The sequence below is a fragment of the Selenomonas sputigena ATCC 35185 genome (assembly GCF_000208405.1).
GTDB classification, from domain to species: Bacteria; Bacillota; Negativicutes; order Selenomonadales; family Selenomonadaceae; genus Selenomonas; species Selenomonas sputigena.
Genome location: NC_015437.1, coordinates 1,770,470 through 1,784,595, shown reverse-complemented (window position 1 = coordinate 1,784,595; position 14,126 = coordinate 1,770,470). Strand labels below are relative to the sequence as shown.

Genomic DNA, 14,126 nt, shown 5'->3' with positions numbered 1-14,126 from the left:
ACATTTCCCGCAAATTCCCATAAAATTTTTGAAAAAAAGACCGCCCTCTTCGGGGCGGCCGCCTAAAAGCGCTTATTTTTCTTTTTTCAGCGTGTTCTGGCAGAAGTCGATGAAAGCCTGCGCGGCCTTGGAAACGTAGCGATCCTTCTTCCACGCAAGCCCGACGTCGACGAAGACGGGCTTGTCGAAGGGCAGCGTCACGATTCCGGGCGTCTCCTCGACGATGAAGTCGAGCAGGAAGGCGATGCCCGCGCCGCTTGCAATCAGCCCCTTGATGGTCTCGATCTGGTTCGATTCGAGCACGATGTCGGGCGTGATGCTCTCCTGTTTGAAGGTGTCGAGCATGAGCTTTCGCAGGAAGGAACCGTCCTTGAGCATGATGAGGTTCACGTCTTCGATGTCGTGCAGGGAGATGGTCTTTTTTTTGGCAAGGGGGTGTTGCTCGGGCAGGCACGCGACGATCTGGCTCTTCGCCATGGGCAGCGTCTGCAGGCTCGCCGCCGCGTTGGAGAGGATGACGATGCCGAAGTCCAGCTCATCGCGTTCGAGCTGCTCGCGGATGCGCATTGAGCCTTCTTCGTAGAGATAGACGTCGAGATGCGAGTATTTCTTTTGGAAGCTGGAGAAAATCTTGGGGAAGAGGTAGGCGCCGATCATCGACGGAATGCCGATCTTGATCGTGCCTTTCTGCAGCTGTTTGTAGTCGTTGACTTCGAGCACGGCGTCCTGGATGTTGCGCAGCGCAAGCTCGATGCGGGTCAGAAATACAGCGCCCTCGGGCGTCAAAGACAGCTGTTTCTGACTGCGGTCGAAGAGCTGGATGCCAAGTTCCGCCTCAAGCTTCTTGATCGCGACGGTGATGTTCGGCTGTGATACGCGAAGCCTTTCAGCGGCGCGCGTGATGTTTTTTAGTCGGCTTGCCATTTGAAAGTATTCGAGTTGTCTTAGTTCCATGCTTGATCGCCACCCATTCCCTGTCGTCCATAAAAATGAATTATTTTCGTTAAACCTATCATACTTCAAAATCATCTATGATACAATAAGAAAAATTTATTTTTTATGATTAAAAACAGATGTAATTTTTTTGAAAATCTTCCTTTACAGCGACTCCAATCTAGTGTACACTGTAAAGGAATCACTGATAAATTCCGTCCCGCATCTTCGTACATCTAGGAGATTTCGTTTATCAGCGGTTCCTAAAGTACAAGCTTGAGGTTCGCGAGGACGGAAGTTCAAAGAAAAATAGTGGCAAAGTCCTTTAGCCGGTCATGAATTTTTTTTGCATTTGTTTCGATATATATTAGGCAGTGGATTGTGCTCTGCACTTTTGCCATGAAGTTTCGACGGTCATGACCTGCACAGGTCGAGCGGGCTTCGTGCGAGAGGAAGGGCAGCCAAGATGCTCTATCCGACGTACTTCGTCGGTCGCAAGCAAGGATGAAGACGCCGCAAAAATCATCTGCATCGTTTGCGGGTGCTGGATGCAAGTGGGCAGACGGCGTTGCAGGAGACGCCCTGCGTCTCTGCCATTAGGGAAGAGGGGGATTTTTTTGGAAAAATCAACGCTAATCGGACTGTTGTCGGGACTCATCGCTATCTTCGGCGGTATGATCCTCAAGGGTGCGCCAATTAGTTCGCTGAACAATCCGGCGGCATTCATGATCATCATCCTCGGCACGTTTGCCTGTCTTTTCACGGCTTTCCGCATGGATGAGATGAAGATGCTGCCGAAGCTGATCAAGATGACTTTCCAGGCGCCGCCTTCGCATCAGAAGGGCGAGCTTCTGCAGCTTTTCATCGAGCTTTCGCAGATTGCGCGTCGCGAAGGCATCCTGGCACTGGAGAGCCGCGTCGAGGACATCTCCGATCCGTTCTTCAAGACGGGTCTTAGCATGGTCATCGACGGCATGGATCCGGACTTCGTCAGCGACGTTCTCGACGCTGAGATTTCCGTCATGCAGGAACGTCACTCCCTGGGTCGCCTGATGCTCATGCAGGCAGGTACCTACGCGCCTACGCTCGGCGTTCTCGGCGCCGTTATCGGTCTGATCGCAGCTCTGAGTAACTTGTCGGACGTCAACGTCGTCGGTCACGCCATCGCGGCCGCGTTCGTCGCTACGATTCTCGGTATCTACACGGCATACGTCCTCTGGCTTCCGTGGGCGAACAAGCTCAAGATCATGTCGGATTCTGAAATCGGTCAGAAGCGCATGATCGTCGAGGGCATCCTGTCGCTGCAGGCAGGTGATTCGCCGACGGCCATCGAGGCGAAGCTCATGGTCTTCATCCCGCAGTCGGAGCGCGAAGTGTTGAAGAAGGAGGCGTAAGGCATGGCGAGAAAGAAGCGGCATGCACCGCATGAAGAAGAAGCGGGCGAGGCTTGGCTGCTGCCCTATTCCGACCTCATGACGCTGCTCCTTGCCACGTTCATCGCCCTCTATGCCATGTCTGCCACGGACTCGTCCAAGATGGCGCAGATGGCGCAGGCGTTCACGGCGGCTTTCAATACGGGCGGCCCTTCGTTCTTCAGTCAGATGGGGCCGAGCGAGAGCCGCCATGCGGAACGCGTGGCGACGGAGGACAAGGGCAACAGCGCCTACATCCAAGAAGCGAAAGCCTTGGAAGAGGTGCAGAAGGAGCTTGACAATTACATCAAACAGAACGGACTGCAAGGTGAGCTGAACACGACGATGACCGATGACGGACTGATGATCCGCATCAAGGAAAAGGCGCTTTTCCCCTCGGGCTCGGCGGAGCTCGTAGGCGAGGCGCAGAAGATCGGCCCTGTCGTCGCAGGCCTTCTCGCGAAGATTCCCGAGCGTGTCGTCATCTCGGGTCATACGGACAATGTGCCGATCGCTACGGCGCGCTACCCGTCGAACTGGGAACTGAGCTCGCAGCGCGCCTTGAATTTCATGAAATTCCTCTTTGCGAGCAATACGTCGCTCAATCCGGCACGTTTCAGCTCCATCGGCTACAGCGAGTATCGTCCGATCGCGGACAACAAGACGGACGAGGGCAGGTCGCAGAACCGCCGCGTCGAGGTTCTGATCGCTCGGACGTACCAGTTCAATCCCGACAGTTCGTCGACGGAGATATTGACGGCAAAACCTGAGCTGCCTGACGCTTCGCCCAACCTTTCGGGCGGCGGCACGAATCCCGTCATCACGCCGATGCGCCCGACGGCGCCCGGCAATGTGGAGCAGCCGCAGGCACCCGCGCCTGCACGGCAGGAACAGTAGAATAGTGGATGAAAGCTGGCTTTATCTGTTTCCGCATAAAGCCGGCTTTTCTTGTGGGATGTCTGATGCGCCGTGCAGTTTGGCGATGGACGGGGATTGCGAACTGGGGTGATGCAATGGTTTTGGGACTCGGCACGGACATCGTTGAGATCGGGCGCATGGAAAAAGCGATGGGAAAAGAGGCATTCCTTGCGCGCGTTTTCACGCAGGAAGAGCGCTCTTACTGCGATGGACGCGGTGCAGGGCGTGCGGCCTCGTATGCAGCACGCTGGGTCGGCAAGGAGGCTGTCTTGAAGGCGTTTGGCACGGGACTGCGCCGAGGAACGCTGCTGGACGTTGAGATCGTGCCCGATGCGCTCGGCGCGCCCGAGGTTCATCTTTCCGGGTTCTTTGCGGCGCTCGCGGAAGAAAGGGGCGTGCGGCACATACATCTTTCCTTGAGCCATGCTAGGGAATATGCCGTTGCACAATGTATTCTGGAGGGGGAGAAGCATGAAGATCGCTTTGGCAGATGAGATGAAGAAGATCGACAAGAGAGCCATCGAGGAATACGGCGTGCCGGAGATTCTGCTGATGGAGAATGCGGGACGCGAAGTCGCCGCCGCCTTTGAGGAATACTTGGGCGGCGTTTCGGGCAAGCGTATATGCGTGCTCGCGGGAAGCGGCAACAACGGAGGCGACGCCTTCGTCGCTGCACGCCACCTGATGAACCATGGCGCGCAGATCAGCATATTCCTCGTGGGCAGTCCTGCGCATCTGACGAAGAGTGCGGCGCTCAACCGCGACATCATCGTCAAGATGGGCATTGTCGTACACGTCCTTGAAACGGAGCGCGATTGGGACAAACTGCAGGTGACGCTGCGCTTCGTCGACGGTGTTGTCGACGGCATCTTGGGCACGGGATTCAAAGGCGGTCTGCGCGATGCAGCCGCACGCGTCGTGCGCATGGTCAACGGTCACGGCAAGCCGGTCGTCGCCGTCGACATTCCGACGGGCGTCGAGGCGGATACGGGGAATGCCTCTCCCGAGGCGATTCGCGCGGATCTTACCGTGACCTTCGGGCTGCCGAAGTTCGGGCATATGATTGGCGCAGGCGAAACGGCGACGGGAAAACTGCTCGTCGATGACATTGGCATACCGAAGGCCTTGCTCGAAGACGATACGATCCGCCAGACCTACCTTGACGATGTGACGGTGGCGCCGGTTCTGCTGCCGCGTCCGCTCGATGCGCACAAGGGCTCCTGCGGACGCATCCTCGTCATCGCGGGTTCGCGCGGCATGACGGGCGCGGCGGCGCTCGCCGCTTCTGCCGTTCTCAGAAGCGGCGCGGGCGTTGCTGTGCTGGCTCTGCCGCGGAGTCTGCAGGAGATGATGGCGGGAAAATTGACCGAGGTCATGACGAAGCCTCTTCCCGAGACGGACGAGGGCGCGATCGACATCGCGGCGCTCGGCGAGGCGCTGGCACTGGCGGAAGGTTTCGATGCCGTGCTCATCGGGCCGGGGCTGGGCAGGGCACAGGAGACGCAGAAGTTCGTGCAGGATTTCTGTGCCGCCGTCAAGAAGCCTTTGATTCTCGATGCCGATGCCATTTATGCGTTTTGCGGCAAGACGGACGCGTTCAAGGGCTTCGCTTTCGTGCCGATCTTGACGCCGCATCTCGGCGAGATGGCGCATCTCTTGGAGCTCTCTGTCGACGAACTGCGTGCGTCGCTCCTCGACATGACGCGCGAGGTGGCGCGTGAGTATCATGCCGTCTTCGTCGTCAAGAGCGAATGCACGATCATCGTCTATCCGGACGGGCAGGCGTTCCTTACATCGAAGGGTAATTCCGGCATGGCGACGGCAGGTGCAGGCGATGTGCTCGCGGGCGCTGTCGCGGGGCTTATGAAGCAGACAGCGGCGGGACTTGCGCCGCTCGCAGGCGTCTACATCCACGGTCTTGCCGGCGATCTGGCGGCGAAGGAGAAGGGATACGGGCTCATCGCTTCGGATATTCTGGAAAATCTGCCGCGTGCGCTCTGCACGCTGCTTTGAAATAGGTCTTTCGGGCAAATTCGTTTTTGCGAAAGGATTTCCCTGCACACGGGAAGAAGTAGGTTTTATGTTCAACTATGATGGGATGCTTTCCTAGGGGTTTTGTTTATGCCGTTCCATATTCCGATTCAATTTCAGGGAATCCTGTCGACGATCACCTTGCTGGACGTTCTTGACATCCTGATCGTGGCATTGATTCTCTACAAACTCTATATGATGCTGCAGGATACGCGCGCCATCACCTTGGTGAAGGGGCTGCTTGTGCTCCTAGGGCTCACGCTCGTCTGCAACTGGCTGTCTCTGCACGTCATTTACTGGCTCTTGCAGCAGACGCTGACCTTGCTCTTTGTCGCACTTCCCATCGTATTCCAGCCGGAACTTCGCCGCACGCTTGAGCATCTGGGGCAGGGACGCTTCTTCGGCAAATCGCTTTTCCTCGATGACAGTGAGGCGCGCTCACTCGTCAATGAGCTGGATAAGGCGGTGATGCTCCTGTCTTCGCGCAAGATCGGCGCCTTGCTCGTCTTTGAACGCGAGATGGGACTCAATGACATCAGCGCCACGGGCGTCCAGATCGACGGCCTCATCACGGCGGACTTTCTCATGAACGTCTTCATTCCGAACACCCCCCTGCACGACGGAGCCGCCGTCATACGCGGCAAGCGCCTGATCGCGGCGGGCTGTCTGTTGCCTTTGACAGAAAATCGCACGCTGAGCACGGAGCTTGGCACGCGCCATCGTGCCGCCATCGGCCTTTCTGAGCAGTGTGACGCCCTCATCGTCGTCGTCAGCGAGGAAACGGGCACGGTCTCCGTCGCGGAAAACGGCAGGATCGTGCGCCGTCTTAGCTCAGAGCATCTGAAATCTTATTTGCGTCCCATCTTCACGCCCAAGACAACAGGCATCAAGGACATGGTTCTGAATTGGAGGAAGGGGAAATGATGACACGATTGCGCGCTCTCTTCCAGCGCAACCTCCCGGCAAAGATCATCGCCCTTGTTGTCGCTGTCGTGCTCTGGCTCTTCGTCATGAATGAGCAGAACCCGCAGATAGAGGGAAGTTTCACCGTTGCGGTCGACCTCCGAAATGTACCCGAAGGATACAAGGTCACGCAGACGGAAAAAAGCGTGAAGCTCAAGGTGCGCGGAGCGCGCTCTTTCTTTGTTTCGTCAGAACGGGAAGGGTTCAAGGCGTATGCCGATCTTGAAGGGCTTGGCTCAGGCGAGCACGAGGTCAAGGTCAAGGCTGTTCTGCCGCAGGGATTCGAACTCGTCGACGCGCAGCCGGAGACCGTTTCGGTCACCTTGGACAAGATCGTGCGGCGAGCGGTTCGCATCGATCTCATCGTCACGGGTTCGGCGTCTGCTGGCTACACCGTGGGCAAGATTTCGCAGTCGGCGAACACCACGGTCATCGAGGGCCCCGAGTCGCGCGTAGCGGAGGTCGACCGCGTCATCGGCTACGTCGGCCTTTCGGGAAATCGTGACGACTTCACCTTGCAGGTGCCGTTGACGCCGATCAACAGCGACGGCAAGGCGGTCGACGATGTCGAGCTTCTCGCGCGTACGGTTGAGGTTTCCGTACAGCTTGCGCGCGGGCTGACGCGCAAGATCGTCAGCGTCCGTCCGGTTCTCGATGACGTTCTGCCCGAGGGCTTCACTCTGGGCGAAGTGCAGGTTGAGCCGACGAAGATCGAAATCGCGGGCGATGCCGCGCTCATCAGCAAGGTGGCGAGCATCGACACGGAGAAGATCGTCATCTCGGACATGAAGGAGAGCGGCAAGAAGATCGTACATCTTGCGATACCCAATGGCGTTGCGATTTCCAATCGAGAGGTCACGGTCACGGTCGAGCTGAAACCGAAGGCGCAAGCAAAGGGAGCGGACGCGCCATGATCCGAATCAGCAGTTATGCCGTTCCCTTGAGCGACGAACGCCCGCTTGCAGCTCTTGCCGCTGAGCGTTTGGGTATTGCTCCAGACGATATTCTTGCAGTGCGCATCGTGCGCAGGGCGCTCGATGCGCGACGCTACCGTGGAGCGCCGCTCGCCTTCCTCTATACGCTTGATGTGCGCATCCAGGGCAGTGAGAAAAAGCTTTTGGCGCGCTTGCGGCGCGACCGCCATGTTGCACTTGCCGAAAAAGAAGAGAAGCTCGACCTTGCACGCTTTTCCCCGCTCGCGCAGGGCGAGGCGCGCCCTGTCGTCGTGGGCTTCGGCCCTGCCGGCATGTTCGCCGCGCTGACGCTCGCACGCGCGGGTCTTTCCCCGCTCATCCTAGAGCGCGGCTATGATGTCGAGGCGCGTTATGCGGCGATCGAGCGCTTCTGGCAGACGGGAACGCTCGATGTGCGCTCCAACGTCCAATTCGGTGAGGGCGGTGCGGGGACGTTTTCCGACGGCAAGCTGACGACGCGCATCGGCGACTCTCTCGTGAGCGAGGTGCTCGACGCTTTCGTGGCGGCCGGTGCACCCGAGGAAATCAAGTATCTGCACAAGCCGCATGTCGGCACCGACCTCCTGCGCGGCATCGTTAAGAACATCCGTGAGGAGATCCGCCGCTTGGGCGGCGAGATTCGCTTCTTGGCGCAAGTGACAGACATCGAGCTGAAAGACGGTGCGCTCCTCGCGCTCATCGTCAACGGCGAGGAGCGCGTGAAGGTCGGAGCGGCTTTCTTCGCCATTGGACATTCGGCGCGCGACACATACGAGATGCTTCTTTCGCGCGGTCTTTTTCTGGAGGCGAAGGCGTTTGCCGTGGGCGTGCGCATTGAGCATCCACAAGGATTCATCGATCGCGCGCAGTACGGGGAGGATGCCGGGAATGTGCGCCTGCCTGTCGCCGACTACAGCCTCACGTATCAGGACAAGTTGCGCGGCAGGGGCGCGTACTCCTTCTGCATGTGCCCGGGCGGGCAGGTCGTTGCGGCGGCGTCCGAGCTTTCCCGCGTCGCGACGAACGGCATGAGCTGCTACAAGCGCGATTCGGGCGTGGCGAACGCCGCGCTTCTCGTGCAGGTCGGCCCGAAGGATTTCGGCGGCGGGGTGCTCGCAGGAATGGAATTTCAGAGGCAGTGCGAGAGCCTCGCCTTCAAGCTGGCGGGTGCAGACTACCGTGCGCCCGTGCAGTCCGTCGGCGACTTTCTCGCACACCAAAAGGGCGCAGCGGACTTCCTTGTGCAGCCGACGTATTTGCCCGGCGTGCGCCCTGCCGACTTGCACGAGTGCCTGCCGCGCTTCGTTACGGATACGCTCGAAGACGCGCTTCGCGCCTTCGAGCGGCGCATGAAGGGATTTTCCGCGCCCGATGTGCCGCTGACGGGCGTCGAGACGCGCTCTTCCGCACCGTGCCGCATCGTGCGCGAGAAGGAAAGCTTTTTGGCGCATGGCCTTTCGGGGTTTTATCCCATCGGCGAGGGTGCGGGATACGCGGGCGGCATCATGAGCGCCGCCGTCGATGGCATGAAGGCGGCGCTCGCATTCATGGAGCAAAGGGAGTCTATGGAATAAGATCGCCAGGGGCGATGAAGAATAGGAGAGAATTTCATGGCAAGACTTTTTGGTACGGACGGTGTTCGCGGAGAAGCAAATGTGGCGCTCTGCCCGGAACTCGCATATCGTCTCGGCTGGGCTGCAGCCCTGTACTTTGGCGAGAAGGTGCAGCAAAATCCCTTGATCATCATCGGGCGCGACACGCGCATCTCGGGCAACCTCTTCGAGTCCGCCCTTGCGACGGGCATCTGCTCGGCCGGCGGGCGCGTCGAGATCGTCGGCGTCTGCCCGACGCCCGCCATCGCCTATCTGGCGAGGACGCACGAGGCCGCTGCGGGCATCGTCATCTCGGCTTCGCACAATCCCTTCTATGACAACGGCATCAAATTCTTCGGCGGCGACGGCTACAAGCTGCCCGATGCTGTGGAGGACGAGATCGAGAGCCTCGTGCGCCGCATCGAGGCGGGCGAGAAGCTGCCGCGTGCGACGCGCGAGAACATCGGCCGCATCAAGCGCCGCAAGGAGTATGTGCGCGAGTACATCGACTTCGTGCAGGGCACGGCAGGCGTGCAGCTCGACGGCTTGAAGGTCGTGCTCGACTGTGCGAACGGTGCGGCGTACGACTGCATGCCGCGCGTCTTGCGCCGCTTGGGTGCCGATGTGCATGTGATCCATGCAGAGCCGGACGGCGTCAACATCAACGAGGCTTGCGGCTCGACGCATCTTGAATCGCTGCAGAAGACGGTGCTCGCGGATGGCGCGGACATCGGCATCGCGCACGACGGAGATGCTGACCGCTGCCTGTGTGTGGATGAGAAGGGCGAGGTCATTGACGGCGACCACATCCTCGTCATGTGTGCCAAGGACATGATGGAGAAGGGAACGCTCGCGGGGAATACCGTCGTGACGACGGTCATGGCAAACATCGGCTTTCACAAGGCGATCGAGAAAGCCGGCGGGCGTGCGGAGATCACGCAGGTCGGCGACCGCTATGTGCTCGAAAACATGCGCGAGCACGGCTACCGTCTCGGCGGCGAACAGTCGGGGCACATCATCTTTTCTGACTTCAGCACGACGGGCGACGGACTCATCACCGCCCTGCAGGTGCTCGCAGCGCTGAAGCGCACGGGTCGCAAGGCGTCGGAGCTTTCCGCCTTGATGAAAAGCTATCCGCAGCTTCTCGTCAACGTCGTCGTCGCTTCGAAGGAAGGCTGGGAGGAGAATGCGGCGATTGCTGCGGCCATTCGCGCGGGAGAAGAAGAACTTGGCAGCGATGGCCGCATCCTCGTGCGCCCGTCGGGCACGGAGCCTTTGATCCGCGTGATGGCAGAAGGCCCTGACCAGGCGCAGCTTGAGACGATATGCCGCCGCATCGCCGACGTCGTCAAGAAGGAGCAGGGCTGATGCGCCCTGCTATCGTCGTCACGAGCTTTGGCGTCAGTGCGTCCGAGGCGCGGGAGAAGAGCCTTGTGCCAATCGTGCGCGAGATCGCGGAGGGCTTTCCGGAGTTCACGGTTGTCGAGGCGTATACGTCCGCTTTCATCCGCCGCCGCCTGCAGGAGGCGGGAATCGATATGGCTTCTCTGTCGGAGCGCTTGGAAGAACTTTGCCGGGCGGGTGTGCGTGAAGTCTATGTGCAGCCGACGCATCTGACGCCGGGCGAGGAATACGAGAACAAGATTCTCAAGGAAGCGGAAGCGTTCTCTTCGCGCTTCGACGTGCTCAAGGTCGGCGAGCCTGTGTTCTTTCGCGCAGACGGTACGGAAAACGATGATATTGCGCACGGTTTGGCCGCGATCTTTTCCGGTCTTGCAGCGCAGGAAGGAGAGGGGATGGTGCTTCTCGGCCACGGTTCGCCGCACAGGCACAATCCCGTCTACGCGCTGCTGCAGCAGCGTGCCGATGAGGAGGGGCTTCCCGTACACATCGGCGTGCTGGAGGAGGCGGATGTGCCGAACTTCGCCATGGTGCTCGATCGCCTTGAAAAGAGCGGGGAAAAGCGCGTGCTGCTCGCCCCACTCCTCCTGGCGGGCGGACGCCATGTCACGCACGATCTGGCAGGGGATGAGCCCGCTTCGTGGAAGAGCCGCTTGCAGAAGGCGGGATTTTCCGTGCGGCTCGACAAGCGGACGCTTGGGGAAAGAGCTGCCTTTCGGAGAATCTATATGGAAAAAGTATGTCGTCTTATTGGAGGATAACTAAAAGTTATTCTATTTATTCGTATAATGTATTTTAAGTTTTTTGAAAATTCATCTATAATAGAAATGAGGAAACGATACACTTCCTTGCAAGACGCAGCATTTTCATCTATCAAGAATGAGGTGAGTGTATGTCACAGCCAGTAACAACGAATCCTTTGATCATCATGCTGATCAACATGACCGTCGTATTCATCGTCTTGATTTCGCTGAGTCTCCTGATTCGGCTGATCCATGCCGTTGATCCGACGCGCAAGAAGGAAACGCCGGTTTCCGTTGCAGCCCCCGCAGCAGCACCGATTGCCGCGCCGGAGCCTGTGCGCGCTCCCGAGCCGGAAGGCCTTTCGGCGGAGGTTGTCGCGGCGATTGCGGCGGCCGTCACGCTCGCGGGATTTTCGGCAGGCGCGATCCGCACGATCCGCCCGCTGGCGCGCGATGGCTGGAAGAACTCCGGCCGCGCCCTGCGCTAGACCATCGGATGCAAAGGAGGCAAAATCATGGAATTCCTCAATGCTTTTATCGTATCGCTGCAGGCCGTCTGGGCAGGATCGGGCTTTTCCCACTTCACGATGGGCAACGGCATCATGATTCTCGTCGGACTCGTGCTTCTTTATCTGGCCTTTGCCAAGGAGTTCGAGCCGTTGCTCCTTGGCCCGATCGCTTTCGGCTGTATCTTGGCGAATTTCCCGGAGACGGGCTTCTTCGCCGAAGAGATGAACGTCATGAAGGCAATCAACTTCGGCATCACCTACGAAATCTTTCCGCCGCTGATCTTCCTCGGCATCGGCGCGATGACGGACTTCGGCCCGCTGATCGCCAATCCGAACACGCTCCTCTTGGGAGCGGCGGCGCAGATCGGCGTCTTCGTAGCCCTTGGTCTCGCCATGGTCTTCGGCTTCTCCGTCGAGGAATCCGCCGCCATCGGCATCATCGGCGGCGCTGACGGACCGACGTCCATCTATCTGGCGACAAAGCTCGCGCCGAATCTCTTGGGGGCGATCGCTGTCGCAGCGTACTCCTACATGTCGCTCGTGCCGCTCATTCAGCCGCCCATCATGAAGCTCTTCACGACGAAGACGGAGCGCGAGGTTGTCATGGAGCAGCTGCGTGACGTCACGAAGTTCGAAAAGGTCATCTTCCCGCTCGTCGCGACCATCTTCATCAGCTTGCTGCTGCCGTCGATTGCAGCGCTTTTGGGCATGCTCATGCTCGGCAACCTCTTCCGTGAGTCGGGCGTCACCGACCGCCTTTCGGATACGGCGCAGAATTCGCTGTGCAATATCATCACGATTTTCCTCGCCACGGGCACGGGCATGACGATGTCGGCGGAGCACTTCCTCACGCGCGACACGCTGCTCATCATCATGCTCGGACTCGTCGCCTTCATCGGCGGCACGGCGGGCGGTGTCATCTTCGGCAAGATCATGTACGTCGTCTCGGGCGGCAAGGTCAATCCGCTCATCGGCTCCGCCGGCGTTTCCGCCGTGCCGATGGCAGCGCGCGTTAGTCAGGTCGTCGGTGCAAAGGCGAAGCCTGGCAACTTCCTCCTCATGCACGCCATGGGACCGAACGTCGCCGGTGTCATCGGCACCGCCGTCGCCGCAGGCACGATGCTCGCGATGCTCGGACGGTAGAGGTGGAATTTCATACGATTTATGTTGAAGCGGCAGGAGTTCGGACTCCTGCCGCTTTTATGTGGGATAAAGGAAGCACTGATAAATTCAGCCACCCATCTTCACACATCTGCGCTGTCCTCTCGTCGTCGACAAATCCTCGACGTAGCACCGCTACGCCTGTGGTTTGTCTCCTCGATAGATACAGCGCATCTGTGCAAATCTGGGCGACCTCATTTTATCAGCGCTTCCTAAAGAAAAACGCTGCTGAGCATTTTCAGCAGCGTTTTTGTATCGTTATTTCATCTCGATTCCCTTGACCTTCTCACGGACTTCATCGAGCTGCTCCTTGCTCGGCACGTTCGCGATGCGGATCATGTCGAGGCAGATGTTGCAGCCGGCGGCCTTGAGTTCGTCCTCGACGAGCTTGATGCTCTGTCCGCCCCAGCCGTAGGAGCCGAAGGCGAAGGCTTCGCGTCCTTTCGGCGCGAGTCCCTTGAGGTAGCAGAGGAAGCCCGCGATCGGCGGCATCATCTGATTGTTGATGGTCGGCGAGCCGACGGCAAGGTAGCGGCTCGTGAGGACGTCGACGACGATGTCGGACATGTGTGTCTTCTTGATGTCATAGAACTGCGTGGGCAGACCTTTTTCGGCGAAGGCCTCGGCGATGGCGCGTGCCATCTTTTCCGTCGAATGCCACATGGAGTCGAAGACGACGACCGCCTTGTCTTCCAGCTCGCCCGTGCTCCACTTCTGGTAGGCTGCGAGGATGTCGGGGATATGGGAGCGCCAGAGCCGGCCGTGTCCCGTGGCGATCATCTCGATGTCGATCCCTGCGAGCGCTTTCAAGGCCGTCTGTGCCTGGCGTCCGTAGAGCATGAGGATGTTCGCATAGTACTTCTTCGCCTCTTCCATGAGTACGGCGAAGTCCACTTCATCGTCGAAGAGCTTGGAAGCGGCAAGGTGCTGACCGAAAGCGTCGTTCGAGAAGAGGATCTTCTCTTCGGGGCAGTAGGTGACCATGCTGTCGGGCCAGTGGAGCATGGGCGTCGGCACGAACGTGAGTGTGCGCTTGCCGAGGCTCAGTGTGTCGCCTGCCTTGACGCCGTGGTAGGGAAGATCGCCGTAGTGGGCGGTCAATCCCTTGAAGCCGTTGGGATCGCTCGTGTAGATTTCCGCCTTGGGGCAAAGCTTCATCATCGCAGGGATGGAACCCGAGTGATCGGGCTCGACATGGTTCGAGACGATGATGTCGATCTTGGCAGGGTCGATGACGGAGGAGATGCGTGAAATCAGCTCATCGCGGAACGGTTCCTTCACCGTGTCGATCAGCGTAATTTTCTCGTCGAGGATGAGGTAGGCATTGTAGCTTGAACCGCGTCCCGTCTCGTAGCCGTGAAAACTGCGCATCGACCAGTCGATGGCGCCGACCCAGTAGATGTCCTTCTTGATTTCGATTGCCTGCATGATGATAGTACCGCCTTTCTTTTGGAACGGAGCATGTCCGTGTATTTTGAATCTATACTCTCTATTCTATATCGGAAGAGAG

The 14,126-nt window shown here is 58.8% G+C and carries 13 protein-coding genes; 11 read left to right on the top strand and 2 right to left on the bottom strand.

Translation table 11 applies throughout. The features are described from left to right. Nucleotides 1–72 precede the first annotated feature (72 nt). Complete coding sequence (locus tag SELSP_RS08160; protein WP_006191418.1) at nt 73–954, bottom strand: LysR family transcriptional regulator; 882 nt, start codon at nt 952–954, stop codon at nt 73–75. 596 nt (nt 955–1,550) lie between these two features. Here SELSP_RS08160 and motA point away from each other — a divergent pair. The 11 genes from motA (at nt 1,551) to SELSP_RS08105 (ending at nt 12,598) form a co-directional block, all read left to right on the top strand. After that, nucleotides 1,551–2,327, top strand: coding sequence for a flagellar motor stator protein MotA (gene motA / locus SELSP_RS08155; RefSeq protein WP_013740915.1), 777 nt, complete (start codon nt 1,551–1,553; stop codon nt 2,325–2,327). A gap of 3 nt (nt 2,328–2,330) precedes the next feature. After that, on the top strand, nt 2,331–3,242 hold the full coding sequence (locus tag SELSP_RS08150) for a flagellar motor protein MotB (RefSeq protein ID WP_006191421.1): 912 nt from the start codon (nt 2,331–2,333) through the stop codon (nt 3,240–3,242). Nucleotides 3,243–3,358: 116 nt separating this feature from the next. Next, on the top strand, nt 3,359–3,757 hold the full coding sequence (acpS, locus tag SELSP_RS08145; protein WP_037367426.1) for a holo-ACP synthase: 399 nt from the start codon (nt 3,359–3,361) through the stop codon (nt 3,755–3,757). After that, nucleotides 3,735–5,276 (top strand): bifunctional ADP-dependent NAD(P)H-hydrate dehydratase/NAD(P)H-hydrate epimerase, encoded by a 1,542-nt coding sequence (locus tag SELSP_RS08140; RefSeq protein ID WP_006191423.1) that lies wholly within the window; start codon nt 3,735–3,737, stop codon nt 5,274–5,276. Before acpS ends, SELSP_RS08140 begins: the two co-directional genes overlap by 23 nt. Nucleotides 5,277–5,384: 108 nt before the next feature. After that, nucleotides 5,385–6,218: a diadenylate cyclase CdaA gene (cdaA, locus tag SELSP_RS08135; RefSeq protein WP_006191425.1), complete on the top strand. Its 834-nt coding sequence runs from the start codon at nt 5,385–5,387 to the stop codon at nt 6,216–6,218. Then, the gene (locus SELSP_RS08130; protein ID WP_006191426.1) at nt 6,215–7,171 is read left to right on the top strand and encodes a CdaR family protein; all 957 of its coding nucleotides are present in this window, start codon (nt 6,215–6,217) and stop codon (nt 7,169–7,171) included. Before cdaA ends, SELSP_RS08130 begins: the two co-directional genes overlap by 4 nt. Further along, a complete protein-coding gene (locus SELSP_RS08125) occupies nt 7,168–8,784 on the top strand; it encodes an NAD(P)/FAD-dependent oxidoreductase (RefSeq protein WP_006191429.1) in 1,617 nt (538 codons plus the stop codon). The genes SELSP_RS08130 and SELSP_RS08125 overlap by 4 nt, the downstream gene beginning before the upstream one ends. Before the next feature lie 36 nt (nt 8,785–8,820). Then, the gene (gene glmM, locus SELSP_RS08120; protein ID WP_006191431.1) at nt 8,821–10,170 is read left to right on the top strand and encodes a phosphoglucosamine mutase; all 1,350 of its coding nucleotides are present in this window, start codon (nt 8,821–8,823) and stop codon (nt 10,168–10,170) included. Beyond that, complete coding sequence (locus tag SELSP_RS08115) at nt 10,170–10,964, top strand: sirohydrochlorin cobaltochelatase (protein ID WP_006191433.1); 795 nt, start codon at nt 10,170–10,172, stop codon at nt 10,962–10,964. Before glmM ends, SELSP_RS08115 begins: the two co-directional genes overlap by 1 nt. 131 nt (nt 10,965–11,095) lie before the next feature. Further along, complete coding sequence (locus SELSP_RS08110) at nt 11,096–11,434, top strand: OadG family transporter subunit (protein WP_013740913.1); 339 nt, start codon at nt 11,096–11,098, stop codon at nt 11,432–11,434. Between the two features lie 27 nt (nt 11,435–11,461). Then, complete coding sequence (locus SELSP_RS08105; protein WP_006191438.1) at nt 11,462–12,598, top strand: sodium ion-translocating decarboxylase subunit beta; 1,137 nt, start codon at nt 11,462–11,464, stop codon at nt 12,596–12,598. Nucleotides 12,599–12,874: 276 nt separating this feature from the next. On the opposite strand, the gene SELSP_RS08100 is transcribed toward SELSP_RS08105, so the two are convergent. Next, a complete protein-coding gene (locus SELSP_RS08100) occupies nt 12,875–14,044 on the bottom strand; it encodes an FprA family A-type flavoprotein (protein WP_006191441.1) in 1,170 nt (389 codons plus the stop codon). Between the last annotated feature and the right edge of the window lie 82 nt (nt 14,045–14,126).

Bases quoted from the DNA above. Each gene is read 5' to 3' on its own strand.
- SELSP_RS08130 (WP_006191426.1), top strand. From the start codon at position 6,215: ATGATGACACGATTGCGCGCTCTCTTCCAGCGCAACCTCCCGGCAAAG.
- acpS (WP_037367426.1), top strand. From the start codon at position 3,359: ATGGTTTTGGGACTCGGCACGGACATCGTTGAGATCGGGCGCATGGAA.
- glmM (WP_006191431.1), top strand. From the start codon at position 8,821: ATGGCAAGACTTTTTGGTACGGACGGTGTTCGCGGAGAAGCAAATGTG.
- SELSP_RS08160 (WP_006191418.1), bottom strand. From the start codon at position 954: ATGGAACTAAGACAACTCGAATACTTTCAAATGGCAAGCCGACTAAAA.
- cdaA (WP_006191425.1), top strand. From the start codon at position 5,385: ATGCCGTTCCATATTCCGATTCAATTTCAGGGAATCCTGTCGACGATC.
- SELSP_RS08115 (WP_006191433.1), top strand. From the start codon at position 10,170: ATGCGCCCTGCTATCGTCGTCACGAGCTTTGGCGTCAGTGCGTCCGAG.
- SELSP_RS08105 (WP_006191438.1), top strand. From the start codon at position 11,462: ATGGAATTCCTCAATGCTTTTATCGTATCGCTGCAGGCCGTCTGGGCA.
- SELSP_RS08140 (WP_006191423.1), top strand. From the start codon at position 3,735: ATGAAGATCGCTTTGGCAGATGAGATGAAGAAGATCGACAAGAGAGCC.
- SELSP_RS08100 (WP_006191441.1), bottom strand. From the start codon at position 14,044: ATGCAGGCAATCGAAATCAAGAAGGACATCTACTGGGTCGGCGCCATC.
- SELSP_RS08150 (WP_006191421.1), top strand. From the start codon at position 2,331: ATGGCGAGAAAGAAGCGGCATGCACCGCATGAAGAAGAAGCGGGCGAG.
- SELSP_RS08110 (WP_013740913.1), top strand. From the start codon at position 11,096: ATGTCACAGCCAGTAACAACGAATCCTTTGATCATCATGCTGATCAAC.
- SELSP_RS08125 (WP_006191429.1), top strand. From the start codon at position 7,168: ATGATCCGAATCAGCAGTTATGCCGTTCCCTTGAGCGACGAACGCCCG.